We start from the raw sequence: 13048 nt of genomic DNA, 5'->3' as shown, positions 1-13048 counted from the left end.
TCCGTGCCAACCAAGGTTGGCACCCACCAAGAGCGGGCAGAGGCCGGCTTCGGACGCCTCCGTGCCAACCAAGGTTGGCATCTACCGGAAGCGGGTTTCCGGCACCGCGGGGTCAACGCCGGCGCGGTTTGCCCGCCGGGCGGAACTGCTGGCTCTTGCCCTTCCGGCCACCGCGTTCCTGCGCGGTCTCGGCCTGGCGCACGGCCAGCTTGGCAGCGGCGGCGGCCACTTCTTCCTTCAACTTGAAGTAGTTCAGCAGCCGGCTCTCTTCGATCTCGCCGGCATCGATCGCCGCACGCACGGCACAGCCGGGTTCCTGCTGGTGCATGCAGTCGCGGAAGCGGCACTGCGCGGCCAGCGCTTCGATGTCGGCGAAACCGCCTTCGGCCAGCGTTTCTTCGCCGGTCGGCTTCAGTTCGCGCATGCCCGGCGTATCGATCAGGCAGGCGCCCATCGGCAGTGGCATCAGTGCGCGGTGGGTGGTGGTATGGCGGCCGCGCGAATCGTTGGCGCGCACTGTATTGGTCTTCATCCGCTGTTCGCCCAGCAGCGTGTTGGTCAGCGTCGACTTGCCCGCACCGGAAGAACCCACCAGCACCACCGTGCGGCCGGGGCCCAGCCACGGCTCCAGCACTGCAACACTGTCGGCATCCAGGCCATTGATCGCATGCAGGGCGATGCCCTGCATCTCCAGTTCTTCCAGTACCGCCAGCGCATCTTCGCTGTACTCGGTCTGGTCGGCCTTGGTCAGCACCACCACCGGTTCGGCACCGCCACCGCCCACCAGCAGCAGGTAGCGTTCAATACGGCGCGGATTGAAGTCAGCATCCAGGCCACAGACGATGAAGACGGTATCGATGTTGGCGGCGATCACCTGCTGGTGGTAATGCTCACCGGCAGCGCCACGCTTGATGGCGGTACGTCGCGGCAACAGGGCAACGATGCGGATGCCATCCAGCAGCACCCAGTCGCCCACCGCCGGCCGTTCGTGGCTGGGGAAGCGCGGGCGCTGCCACTCCGGCAGCGATTCGGCCTTGATCGATGCCTCCGGGCCATCAGCCACCACATAGTGGGTGCGATGCTGCTCGATCACCCGCGCCGGGTGGGCCTGCGGGTGTGCGGCCATCACGGCCTGCCAGTCGGCCTGCTGCGGCGGGCCCGGCCAGGGCCAGCCAATGGTCTGCAGAGCGGTGAAATCGGGGGTCTGGGTCATCGCCGCCATTCTACCTGTGTGGTGCCGCCCAGCCCAATGTTGGCGGGCCCTGCGGCCCTTGCCATGCGCTGCAGCAATTCCGCTACCATGGAAGCCCCATGCCTTTTGCGGCCCACCGCCCATGTCCACTCCCTCGCCCAAACCCCTGGTCATCCGCGAGCGCCTTTCCGAAGTGCGCTACGAAATCCGCGGAGAACTGGCACGGCGAGCCCGGGAGCTGGAAGCGCAGGGCCACAAGCTGATCAAGCTCAACATCGGCAATCCCGGCGCTTTCGGCTTCCGTGCACCGGAACACCTGCAGCGCGCGATCGCCGATGACATGGGCCGCACCGATCCGTATACCCACCAGCAGGGCCTGCCGGTCGCCCGCGAGGCCATCGCCGCCGCCTACGCCCGCCGTGGCGCACCGGATGCCCATCCGGACCGCGTGTTCGTCGGCAACGGTGTCAGCGAGCTGATCGACCTGTCGCTGCGTGCGCTGCTCAACCCGGGCGACGAAGTGCTGGTGCCCTCGCCGGACTACCCGCTGTGGTCGGCCTCGACCATCCTCAACGATGGCCGCCCGGTGTATTACCGCTGTGCCGCCGAGAACGGCTTCCAGCCGGACCCGAGCGAGATCGAGACGCTGGTGTCCTCGCGCACGCGCGCCATCGTGCTGATCAATCCGAACAACCCCAGCGGTGCCAGCTACCCGCGTGAGCTGCTGGAGCAGGTGGTGGAGATCGCGCGCCGCCACAACCTGCTGCTGCTGGTCGATGAGATCTACGACCAGATCCTGTACGACGACGCGGTGTTCCAGCCGGTCGCACCGCTGGCCGGTGACCATCCCTGCCTGACCTTCGGCGGCCTGAGCAAGGTGCACCGCGCCTGCGGCTGGCGGGTGGGCTGGGCGCACCTCAGCGGCGACGACGCGCGGCTGGGCGACTTCCGCGCCGCGCTGGACCTGCTGGGCGCACTGCGCCTGTGCGCCAACGTACCGGGCCAGTACGCCATCGACGCCGCAGTGAACGGCCCGGACACCATTTCGGAACTGTGCGCACCGGGTGGCCGCCTGTATGAAACCCGTCGTGCGGTGATCGAAGCCTGCGAGGCCAGCGAACACCTGTCGCTGGTTGCCCCCGCCGGCGCGCTGTACGCGTTCCCGGCCGTGGTCGGTGCCGCTGCCAAGGGCTTCGACGATCATAATTTCGCGCTCGACCTGATGAACAACGACGGCGTGCTGGTGGTGCCGGGCTCGAGCTTCAACGTGCCTTACCGCCATCACTTCCGCGTGACCCTGCTGCCGGAGGCGTCGGTGATGCGTGACGTGTTCGCCCGTATCGACCGCGCCCTCGCCCGCCGTGCCGAAGACGCCACCAAGGTGGTGCCGCTGAAGCCCCGCCGGTCGGTGGCTTGATCGATGGGCTTGTCGTATCTGGCCCTGGGCGATTCCTACACCATCGGTGAAGCGGTCGCGGTCGACGGCCGCTGGCCGCATCAGCTCGCCGCCGCCCTGCGCGCGCAGGGCATCGCGCTGGGCGACCCGCAGACCATCGCCACCACCGGCTGGACCACCGACGAGCTCGACGCCGGCATCGACGAAGTGGCGCCGCAAGGGCCGTTCGACTTCGTCAGCCTGCTGATCGGCGTCAACAACCAGTATCGCGGGCGTCCGCTGGACGAGTACCAGGTGCAGTTCCAGGCCCTGCTGCAGCGCGCGATTGGTTTTGCCGGCGACCGTGCGGACCGGGTCCTGGTGCTGTCCTTCCCGGACTGGGGCACCACGCCGTACGGTGCAGGCAGCGGACGCGACCTGGGCCAGATCGAACTGGAAACCGACGAGTTCAACGCTGCCGCCGAGGTGATCAGCACCCAGCAGGGCGTGGCCTTCGTCGACATCACCGATATCAGCCGCGACACCGGCGCTGACCCGGCGATGATCGCCGAGGATGGCCTGCACCCGTCCGCACGGATGTACGGGCTGTGGAGCGCGCGTGCGCTGCCGGTGGCCGCACACCTGCTGGGCAGGACGGACTGAGACGATGGACGGCACGCCACGGAACGGCACGCCCCTGCCCTGTTCGCCGCTGGATGCCGGGCAGGCGCGCCTGATCGCCGAGTCCTTCCGGCCGATGCAGGCCTGGGGCAGCCGCCGCGATTACTACTACACGCGCGGCAAGCTGGGCAGCGACCCGCTGTATGACGGCGTACTGCAGCACCTTCCCGATGACGGCCAGCCGGTGCTCGACCTGGGCTGCGGGCTGGGCCTGTTCGCGCATGTGCTTCGCCAGCGCGGCCGCCAGCAGCGGTATCTCGGGGTCGACGTGGACAGCGACAAGATCGCCCGTGCGCAGCGCGCCGGCAGTGGCCTGGCCGACGTACGGTTCGACTGTCTGGATGTGCAGGCGCCGTTGCCGGTGCATGGTGGACATGTGCTGCTGCTGGATGTGCTGCAGTACCTGGACGAAGCGCCGCAACTGGAGCTGCTGCGCGCGGTGAGCGCGCGGGTCGCGCCCGGTGGCCGCCTGCTGCTGCGCACGCCGCTGGCGACCGGCGACCGCCGCGACCGCACCACGCGGGTGGCTGACCGACTGGCCTGGCTGGTCGGCTGGATGGGCACGCGACCGCGCCATTACCCGGATCCGCAGCGGCTGCAGGCCACGCTGGCGGCTGCCGGCATGCAGGTGGCTCCGTTGCGTCCGCTGCATGGGCGCACGCCGTTCAACAGCTGGTTGCTGGTGGCCGAGCGGCCGGGAACTGCGGCCAACGGCTGAGCCCCTCGTGGTGGGCGGCTGTCTACGGGGGCTGCCCGGGCGGGATGGGCTGCGCGGGGACGCCGTGAACCCCTCCTTGGGGGCTTAGCCGCGCCATCCATGGCGCGGATACCCCGCGCAGCCCACCCCACCCGGACACGGACGGTTTACGGGCGCGTCCACCACGGAAGACAGGAGAAAAGCGAAGGGCAAACGCGGGTCGCTTCGCTCTTGCCGCGCTGCGCGCTCGCCGGGCATGGCCCGGCGCCACCGGTCACCTGGCCGGCAGTTCGGCTTTCAGGCCGCGCTCGTCCAGCACCTGCAGCACCCGTTCGATGATGGCCAGGTTGTGGCCATGTGCGGCACCTTCATGCAGCAGCACGATCGCGCCCGGGCGCAGGTCCGGGAGCAGACGCGCCAGCACGCCATCCGGGGTGCAGCCGACGCCGTCGTAACCGCGGGCGCTCCAGCCCACGCGCACCAGGCACAGCTTGCGCAGTACCGGCGCCACGAACGGGTTGGTCATGCCCACCACCGAGCGGTACCAGCGCACCGGTCGCCCACTCACCGCCTGCAGCGCTCGCTGGCAGCCCTCGATCTCCGCCGCCATCGTGCCCGGGCCCAGCCGCCAGAAGCGCGCCTGCGGATGGCTGTGGCTGTGGTTGCCGAGGTCGTGTCCGCGACGCAGGATTTCCTCCACCAGGGCCGGATGCGCCAATACGCGCTCGCCGACCAGGAAAAAGGTCGCCTTCGCCTGGTGCCGGTCCAGCAGATCCAGCACCGCCGGGGTCTGTTCACTGGGGCCGTCGTCGATGGTCAGCCAGACGCTGTTGCCAGCCTCGGGCAACCGGCTCAGCACCGGCGCGTAGAAGCGGCTGTTGGGCAGGAACACCGGCACCATGAACAACGCGTGGCTTGCCACCATCAGGGCCAGGCCCCAGTGCCAGCCCGCCAGCACCCAGACCAGGATCACGGCCAGCTGCGACAGCACCAGCCAGGGCACCCAGCGCCAGGGCTGGGTCGGGATGCGATGCAATGTTCCTGCGTTGGTCATGCCCCATGATGCCATGGGGGGTAGAATTGATGATTCGAATTTTTCGGACCCATGACTGCCATGTCCCTCGATCCCGCCCTGCGTTCGCGCATCGAAACCATCCTCAACGACAACCGCGTCGTGCTGTTCATGAAGGGCCAGCCGTCGATGCCGCAGTGCGGCTTCTCGGCCAAGGCCGTGGGTGCCCTGCAGGACCTGGGCGTGGAGTTCGCCCACGTCAACGTGCTGGCTGACGCGGAGATCCGTGAAGGCATCAAGGCCTATGGCGACTGGCCGACCATCCCGCAGCTGTACATCGACGGCGAACTGGTCGGCGGCAGCGACATCGTGCTGCAGATGGCCGCCAGCGGCGAGCTGAGCAGCGTGCTGGGCCTGGCTGCACCGGACCGCACCCCGCCGCGCATCACCGTCACCCCGGCCGCGGTGGAAATGCTGAAGGGCGCGCTGGCCGATTCGCCGGGTGCGTCGCTGCAGTTGGGCATCGATGCCCGCTTCCAGCCGAACTTCCAGCTGGCCCCGTACGATGAAGGCGCGATCGCCGCCGAGTCCAACGGCCTGCGCGTGCAGTTCGACCTGGCCAGCGCCCGCCGCGCCGATGGCATCACCATCGACTGGGTCGACGACATCCGTGGCAAGGGCCTGGCGATCGACAACCCGAACGCGCCCAAGCCGGTGCAGGAAATCAGCGTGCGTGATGCCGACGACCTGGTGCGTGCCGGCAACGTGATGCTGGTGGACGTGCGCCCGGCCGAAGAACGCGCCATTGCCGCTGTCGGCGTGCCGTTCAAGAGCTTCGATGGCAACGGCCGCGCCGAGCTGGAAGCCCTGCCCAAGGACACCGCCCTGGCCTTCCTGTGCCACCACGGTGGCCGCAGCGCGCAGGCAGCAGAGCAGTTCCGTGCGCTGGGCTTCAGCAAGGTGTTCAACGTCACCGGCGGCATCGATGCCTGGTCGGACGAAGTGGACAACGGCGTGCCGAAGTACTGATCGGCTGCGCTTGATGCACAGGAAAAACGCCGGCGAAAGCCGGCGTTTTCTGTTGAGCCCATCCACGCATGGCGTGGATCTACTCCTTCCGTGTCCCAAGCGCGGGGGCTGACGTTCCGGTTACCCGGCGAACCCGCCTTCGGCCAGGTAATCCAGTTCTTCCGGCGACGGAATGCGGCCAAGCACCGCATTGCGGTGCGGGAACCGGCCGAAGCGGCGGATGATGTCGCGGTGCAGTTCGGCGTACTGCAGGTATTCCTTGTCACCCAGCACGTCGAACATCGCGACCGAGCGGTCCTGGTCCAGCGGATCTTCGGAGTGCTCGAACGGCAGGTAGATGAAGGCGCGCAGTTTGGGGACCAGCTGCAGGTCCAGCCCCTCCTCGATCGCGCGCGTGGCGTAGTGCCGTGCGAGGCCATCGGTGGCATAGGAATGGGCCGTGCCGCGGAAGCAGTTGCGCGGGAACTGGTCCAGCAGCAGCATCAGCGCCAGCGCGCCCTCGGCGCTGCCCAGCCAGTGCTCGCGCGCGCGCGATGCGGCAGCGTGGTGTTCGTCCGCGAACAGCGTACGGAACCGCGCGTCGAACGCATCATCGCGGGCAAACCACTTTTCAGGGCCCGCGTCCTTCCAGAATTCCACCACTTGCGCGGCAACGTCCATCACCTACTCCCCAGGGCCGGCGCGCCGCGCCAGGCCATCATCATCATTCGTCGAAGCGCAGGTGGCGGACCGACTTGCCGTTGCGCCGGATAAGCTTAAGCGCCTCGATGCCGATCTGGATATGGTTTTCCACGAACTGCGAGCTGACCTTGGCGTCGGACGCCTCGGTTTTCACCCCGTCCGGGATCATCGGCTGGTCTGAAACCAGCAGCAGGGCCCCGCTGGGAATGTGGTTGGCGAAGCCGGCAGCGAAGATCGTCGCGGTTTCCATGTCGATGGCCATGCAGCGCATCGCCCGCAGCCGCTCCTTGAAGGCCTCGTCGTGCTCCCAGACCCGGCGGTTGGTGGTGTAGACGGTGCCGGTCCAGTAATCATGGCCGAGGTCGCGGATCATGGTCGAAACCGCACGCTGCAGGGCGAAGGCCGGCAAGGCCGGCACTTCCGGCGGCAGGTAGTCGCCCGAGGTCCCCTCGCCGCGGATGGCCGCGATCGGCAGCACCAGGTCGCCCAGCTCGTTCTTGCGTTTCAGCCCGCCGCACTTGCCCAGGAACAGCACGGCCTTGGGCATCACCGCTGACAGCAGATCCATGATGATCGCGGCATTGGGGCTGCCCATGCCGAAGTTGATCATGGTGATGCCGTCGATGGTGGCGCTGGCCATCGGCCGGTCCAGGCCGATCACCGGCGCCCCGGTCAGCGCGGAGAACGTATGCAGGTAGCCCCCGAAGTTGGTCAGCAGGATGTGCTGGCCGAACTGGTCCAGAGGCACGCCGGTATAGCGCGGAAGCCAGTTGTCGACGATGTCCTGCTTGCTCTTCATGGGCGCTCCGGTACGGCGTGGGGAGCACCATTTTCCGGGAGGCGGTCGTTGCCGTCGAGATGGCCGATGGCGACCCGTGAAAAAGGACACTTGGCAAGCACGCCGCTCCCCGGCTAGCGTCGGTGGGTTGAACACGCTGCCAAGGGGATCTGCATGACATCGACGTTGTTGCGCGCCGGGTTGGGTCTGGCGCTGGTATCGCTGAGCACGGCGCCGGCCGTGGGCGCTTCGCGCTTCGTGGCCGATCCCTACCCGAGCACCTACCAGGCGCACCCCGATGGGCCGCTGCTGATCCAGAACGCAACGGTGCTGACCGGCACCGGCCAGCGCCTCGACAACGCCGATGTGCTGCTGCGCGATGGCCGCATCGTCGCCGTCGGCGATGCGCTGCAGGTCGATGCCAGCGTCACCCGCATCAACGCCGACGGCAAGTGGGTGACGCCCGGCCTGATCGACGTGCACTCGCACCTGGGCGTCTATCCCAGCCCCGGTGTCGGCGCGCACAGCGACGGCAACGAGATGACCGCGCCGGTCACCGCCAACGTCTGGGCCGAGCACTCGGTATGGCCGCAGGACCCCGGTTTCCAGGCGGCGCTGGCAGGCGGAGTGACCAGCATGCAGGTGCTGCCCGGCTCGGCCAACCTGGTCGGTGGCCGCGGCGTAACGCTGAAGAACGTGCCTGCCACCACCTACCAGGCAATGAAGTTCCCCGGCGCGCCGTGGGGCCTGAAAATGGCCTGCGGCGAAAACCCCAAGCGCGTCTACGGTGGCGGCAAGGGCGTGGCACCTGCAACGCGGATGGGCAACGTGGCCGGTTACCGCGCAGCCTTCATCGACGCAGCCGACTACATCGCCAAGAACAAGCCGAAGCCGGCCAAGCGCAAGGGCTGGTTCGGCAGCGACAAGGGCGACAGCGCCGGTGATGCCGGCGGCAAGCGCGACCTCAAGCTGGATACGCTCGCCGGTGCGATCCAGGGCGATATCCGCGTGCACATCCACTGCTATCGCGCCGATGAAATGGCCACCATGCTCGACCTGTCCAAGGAATTCGGCTTCAAGGTGGCCGCCTTCCACCACGGCGTGGAGGCCTACAAACTGGCCGACCGGCTGGCGGCCGAAGGCGTGTGCGGGGCACTGTGGGCCGACTGGTGGGGCTTCAAGATGGAAGCCTTCGACGGCATCGCCGAGAACATCGCGCTGGTCGACCGGCCGAAGAACAGCTGCGCCATCGTCCACTCCGACTCGCCCGAGGGCATCCAGCGCCTGAACCAGGAGGCAGCCAAGGTGATGGCCGCCGCGCGCCGCGCGCACATGCCGGAGATCGCGCCGGAACGCGCGATCACCTGGATGACCGCCAACGCCGCCAAGGCGCTGGGCATCGAGGCGCAGACCGGCACGCTGGAGGCCGGAAAGATGGCCGACGTGGTGATCTGGAACGGCAATCCCTTCAGTTCGTATGCACTGGCCGAGCAGGTGTTCGTCGATGGCCGCCGTGTGTACGACCGCAGCACGCCATCGGCAACGCCGCGGTCGGATTTCCAGCTTGGACAGGAGTTGCGCTGATGGGCATGTTGAACAAGCGCCGCCGGGCATGGCCCGGCGCTACCTTGGTTGCGCTGTTGGTGATGACAACCGCAGCCTCGGCGCAGGACCTGCTGGTGCGCGGTGCGACGGTCGCTACCGCCAGCGCACGTGGCAACGTGGAAGATGCCGATGTGCTGGTGCAGGGCGGCATCATCCGTGCGGTGGGCCGGGGCCTGTCCACACCGGCCGGTGTGCCGGTGGTCGAAGCCAAGGGACGCATGCTGACCCCTGCCCTGTTCGGTGGCATCACCGAGATCGGCATCGAGGAAGTATCCGGTGAATCAAGCACGGTCGACAGCGCACTGAAGATCGGCGAGCAGCCGCTACGCCCGGAGTTCGACGTGACACTGGCCTATAACCCGGCATCCGTGCTGATTCCGGTGGCGCGCCTGGACGGCATCGGCTTCACTGCGCTGGGCGCGGCCACCGGCGGTGGCTTCGTCGCCGGCCAGGGCGGCGTGGTGCGTTTCGATGGCAGTGCCGACCCGATCGGCCCGCGCGCGCTGTTCCTGCGCCTGGGTGCTGCAGCATCTGAACTGACCGGTCAATCGCGCGCGGCGCAGTGGATGCTGCTGCAGCAGATGGTGGACGAGGCACGCGGCCAGGTGGCCGCCGATTCGCCGCATGCGCTGCTGACCCCGGCCGGCCGCCGCACGCTCGCCCGCTATCTGTCCGGGCAGGGCCGCATCGTGGTGGAAGTGGACCGCGCGGCCGACATCCGCCAGCTGCTGCGCTGGGCGGCCCGCGAGAGGGTGAAGATCGCCGTCGCCGGCGGTGCCGAGGCCTGGCAGCTGGCACCGGAACTGGCAGCGGCCAAGGTGCCGGTGTTCGTCGACGCACTGGGCAACCTGCCGACGACCTTCGACCAGATCGGCGCCACCTTGGAAAACGCCGCGCGGTTGCAGCGCGCGGGCGTACCGGTGGCCTTCGCCCAGCGCGATGATGCCTCGCACAACGCACGCAAGATGCGCCAGCTGGCCGGCAATGCGGTGGCCAACGGCCTGCCCTGGGCCGACGGACTGGCCGGGCTGACCCGGGTACCGGCCGAGGTGCTGGGCGTGGCCGACCAGATCGGCAGCATCGAGCCGGGCAAGCGTGCCGACCTGGTGCTGTGGGAAGGCGATCCGCTGGATGTGGCGCACTATGCCGAGCAGGTCTGGCTGGGCGGCCGCGCGATGCCGATGCGCTCGCGCCAGACCGAACTGCGCGACCGCTACCTGCAGCGCAACGCGCAACCCTGACCGCAACCAGGAGCCATCGATGCCCACCCTGCGCTGGTATTTCGACTTCGTCTCGCCCTATTCCTACCTGCACTGGCAGAAGGTGAAGCAGCTGCCGCAGTTCGGGCGCATCCAACCGGTGCCCATCGCCTTTGGTGCGGTACTGCACCATCTGGGCAACCTGGGCCCGGCGGAGATCCCGGCCAAGCGCCGCTTCATGTACCGCCAGCTGCTGTGGACCGCGCAGGCCGAGGGCACGCCACTGCGCTTCCCGCCCGGGCACCCGTTCAATCCGCTGGCGGCCCTGCGCCTGTGCCTGGCCGCCGGTGCCAGCACTGCGGCAGTGGACGTGCTGTTCGATTGGATCTGGCGCGACGGCCACGCCGGCGACACGGCCGAGGCCCTGCGCGAACCCGCCGCCCGGCTGGGTATCAGCGACGTAGAGGCGGCCATTGGCGAGCCGGCCATCAAGGAGCAACTGCGACGCAACACCGAGGCGGCGATCGAGGCCGGGGTGTTCGGCGTGCCGACCCTGGCCATCGACGGCGAACTGTTCTGGGGCAACGATACCCACCCGCTGATGGCGGCGGTGCTGGACGACCCCAGCCTGCTGGACCGGCCGGACTGGCAGCAGGCGGTGGCCCTGCCGGTGGCGGTGCAGCGCAGTCGCTGAACAGGGAGCGGCGCGTTTCCCTCGCGCGCCCGCCCCCGTTTTGAGATAGTTTTCACATTTCCGAACCTACAACCGCCCTGGAGGGGGAGCCGCGGATGCGCATCGGAATCGTCGTCGACTCGGCCTGCGACCTGCCGCAGGACTTCATTGCCGAGCACAACATCGTGCTGCTGCCGATCACCGTGCGGATCGGCGAAGCGGTGCTCGCCGACCACCGCGACGAGCAGGCAACGCTCAGCTTCCTGCACGCGCACGTCGCCGAGCACGGCGCCGAAGCGGAGACCATCCCCTTCAGCGTCAACCAGATCCGCGACCTGTTCCTGCAACGCTTGGTGATCGACTACGACCATGTGTTCTGCATGACCATCACCAAGACCCGCAGCCCGATCCACGACAATGCACTGCAGGCCAGCTTCGCCATCCTCAACGACTACAAGCCGGTGCGGCAGGCGGCCGGCTTCAACTCGCCGTTCGCGCTGCGCGTGCTGGATACCCAGAACCTGTTCGCCGCCCAGGCGGTGACGGCGGTGGAAGCGGTGCGGCTGCGCGCCAGTGATGCCAGCGTGCAGCAGATCCGCGAGCGCCTGGAAGAACTGGCCGGCAACGTGCACGGCTACATGGTCACCCGCGACCTGTACTACATGCGTGCCCGCGCCCGGCACAAGGGCGACCGAAGCGTCGGCCTGCTCAGCGCCGCACTGGGCAGTGCGCTGGACATCAAGCCGGTGTTGCATGGTTATCGCGGGCAGACCGGGCCGGTGGCGAAGATCAAGGGTTTCGACAATGCCGTGCTGAAGCTGTTCGGCGTGGTCGGCCAGCGCGTACGCGCCGGCCTGATGACGCCGACCGTGTGCGTCAGCTACGGCGGCGAACTGGACGAGCTGCGTGCCCTGCCCGGCTATGCGCAGATGAAGGAGGTCTGCGCCGGCCATGGCGTGACCGTGTACGAATCGGTGATGAGCCTGACCGGCATGGTCAACGTCGGCAAGGGCGCGGTCACCGTGGGTTTTGCCGATGGGCCGCATCGATTTGAATGAAGGCCAACCGCGCTCTGGAATCTGCACATCGATTCCACCGCGCCTATGCCAGCCTAGCCGCACCTCAAGGAGATCAACATGCCTGCGCAGTACCACATCAGCCTGCCCGAACCGTCCAAGGCCCGCGGCAACGACCCCGACCTGTCTTTCCATTCGCAGGGCGCTGCCGGCTTCGCCGAAGAACTGCAGAACGCGCTGCGCAATGGCAGCCTGTTCGAGCGCTGGCGCGACAAGCAGCCGGACCCGGATGCGGTGGAGCCGCAGTGGGGCGCGACCGATCCGGAGGCCACCGTGACCGGTGAGCAGAAGGACCTGCGCATCAACCTGGTGGCCACCACCCGCATCGACAGTGACGTGTTCAAGCAGCGCCTGCGCCTGCTGGCCGGGCACCACTGGGAACTGCGCGACGTGCGTTGAGTTCCGCCTCTGGTAGGCGCCAACCTTGGTTGGCGCTTTCCTGAAGGCTGCCAACCAAGGTTGGCCACTACCGGCTTCACCTTGCCGAGCTGCCGGCCAGCGGCCGGCACTACCCGGCACCTGGGTGTGCTGGTATCGTGCCGCCGCCAACGGTGACCGCACGGATTGCACATGGACCCCAAGCTGAAAGCGCTCATCGAGCAGACCAACCTGTCGGACCTGCTGCCGCCGGCGCCTCGGGAAATGGACCTGCAGCAGCCGGTGGCACCGCCGGAACCCGCAAAACCGCAGCCCGCCCGTTCCACCAGCGATGCACTGCAGGTGCATTTCGGTGGTACCGACATGGTCGGAAAGCTCGCCAATGCGCCCACCAGTGGACGGATAAAGACCTTCGCCATGATCCTGCTGGGCGGGCCGACCATCGTGTTCGGCCTGCTTCTGCTGGGCATGGTCTGGACCGAGCCGGGCAAGTCAGTGCTCGCGCTGGTCTACGGCACGGTCATCGCAGCGGTGTTGATCGGTATCTGGCCTTATCTGCTGTTCCGCAAACGCGAAAAGCCGGCGGCCTGACGCGGGCTGCCTGCCAGGATAGTGCCGGCCGCTGGCCGGCTACTCATGCAGACGGCACCTGCCGGCCAGCGGCCGGCACTA

The 13048-nt window shown here is 68.0% G+C and carries 14 protein-coding genes; 10 read left to right on the top strand and 4 right to left on the bottom strand.

The window, feature by feature from the left end; genetic code table 11:
* Positions 1-112: 112 nt before the first annotated feature.
* Entirely contained in the window at positions 113-1213 is a 1101-nt protein-coding gene (gene rsgA / locus BW38_RS15275) for a ribosome small subunit-dependent GTPase A (RefSeq protein ID WP_227416527.1), read from the bottom strand.
* A 121-nt stretch (positions 1214-1334) separates the two neighbouring features.
* Between rsgA and BW38_RS15280 the strand changes: the two genes are divergently transcribed.
* Genes BW38_RS15280 through BW38_RS15290 form a run of 3 tightly spaced genes read left to right on the top strand, consistent with a single transcriptional unit; the run spans position 1335 to position 3966 of the window.
* Positions 1335-2609, top strand: coding sequence for a pyridoxal phosphate-dependent aminotransferase (locus BW38_RS15280; protein ID WP_025874111.1), 1275 nt, complete (start codon positions 1335-1337; stop codon positions 2607-2609).
* 3 nt (positions 2610-2612) lie between these two features.
* On the top strand, positions 2613-3230 hold the full coding sequence (locus BW38_RS15285) for an SGNH/GDSL hydrolase family protein (RefSeq protein WP_032975424.1): 618 nt from the start codon (positions 2613-2615) through the stop codon (positions 3228-3230).
* Positions 3231-3234: 4 nt separating this feature from the next.
* A complete protein-coding gene (locus tag BW38_RS15290) occupies positions 3235-3966 on the top strand; it encodes a class I SAM-dependent methyltransferase (RefSeq protein WP_032975423.1) in 732 nt (243 codons plus the stop codon).
* 253 nt (positions 3967-4219) lie between these two features.
* On the opposite strand, the gene BW38_RS15295 is transcribed toward BW38_RS15290, so the two are convergent.
* On the bottom strand, positions 4220-4999 hold the full coding sequence (locus BW38_RS15295) for a polysaccharide deacetylase family protein (RefSeq protein WP_032975421.1): 780 nt from the start codon (positions 4997-4999) through the stop codon (positions 4220-4222).
* 60 nt (positions 5000-5059) lie between these two features.
* On the opposite strand from BW38_RS15295, the gene grxD reads away from it, so the two are divergent.
* Positions 5060-5986, top strand: coding sequence for a Grx4 family monothiol glutaredoxin (gene grxD / locus BW38_RS15300; protein ID WP_025874107.1), 927 nt, complete (start codon positions 5060-5062; stop codon positions 5984-5986).
* 120 nt (positions 5987-6106) lie between these two features.
* On the opposite strand, the gene BW38_RS15305 is transcribed toward grxD, so the two are convergent.
* Both BW38_RS15305 and BW38_RS15310 read right to left on the bottom strand, forming a co-directional pair.
* On the bottom strand, positions 6107-6646 hold the full coding sequence (locus tag BW38_RS15305; RefSeq protein WP_032975420.1) for a DUF924 family protein: 540 nt from the start codon (positions 6644-6646) through the stop codon (positions 6107-6109).
* A 43-nt stretch (positions 6647-6689) separates the two neighbouring features.
* On the bottom strand, positions 6690-7466 hold the full coding sequence (locus BW38_RS15310) for an AMP nucleosidase (RefSeq protein WP_025874105.1): 777 nt from the start codon (positions 7464-7466) through the stop codon (positions 6690-6692).
* A 153-nt stretch (positions 7467-7619) separates the two neighbouring features.
* Here BW38_RS15310 and BW38_RS15315 point away from each other — a divergent pair, with 153 nt between their 5' ends.
* From BW38_RS15315 to BW38_RS0120535, 6 genes are all read left to right on the top strand, one after another.
* Complete coding sequence (locus BW38_RS15315; RefSeq protein WP_025874103.1) at positions 7620-9029, top strand: amidohydrolase; 1410 nt, start codon at positions 7620-7622, stop codon at positions 9027-9029.
* Entirely contained in the window at positions 9029-10291 is a 1263-nt protein-coding gene (locus tag BW38_RS15320; RefSeq protein ID WP_032975419.1) for an amidohydrolase family protein, read from the top strand. The genes BW38_RS15315 and BW38_RS15320 overlap by 1 nt, the downstream gene beginning before the upstream one ends.
* 19 nt (positions 10292-10310) lie before the next feature.
* Entirely contained in the window at positions 10311-10943 is a 633-nt protein-coding gene (locus BW38_RS15325; protein ID WP_032975418.1) for a DsbA family protein, read from the top strand.
* A gap of 95 nt (positions 10944-11038) precedes the next feature.
* Complete coding sequence (locus BW38_RS15330; RefSeq protein ID WP_032975417.1) at positions 11039-11980, top strand: DegV family protein; 942 nt, start codon at positions 11039-11041, stop codon at positions 11978-11980.
* Between the two features lie 78 nt (positions 11981-12058).
* Positions 12059-12397: a hypothetical protein gene (locus tag BW38_RS15335; RefSeq protein ID WP_025874099.1), complete on the top strand. Its 339-nt coding sequence runs from the start codon at positions 12059-12061 to the stop codon at positions 12395-12397.
* 171 nt (positions 12398-12568) lie between these two features.
* Positions 12569-12967, top strand: a complete 399-nt coding sequence (locus BW38_RS0120535; RefSeq protein ID WP_051584927.1) for a hypothetical protein — start codon at positions 12569-12571, stop codon at positions 12965-12967.
* The last annotated feature ends 81 nt before the right edge of the window (positions 12968-13048 follow it).

This window comes from Stenotrophomonas sp. RIT309 (assembly GCF_000632045.1).
GTDB lineage: Bacteria > Pseudomonadota > Gammaproteobacteria > Xanthomonadales > Xanthomonadaceae > Stenotrophomonas > Stenotrophomonas indicatrix.
This window is presented reverse-complemented; position numbering and strand designations above follow the sequence as displayed.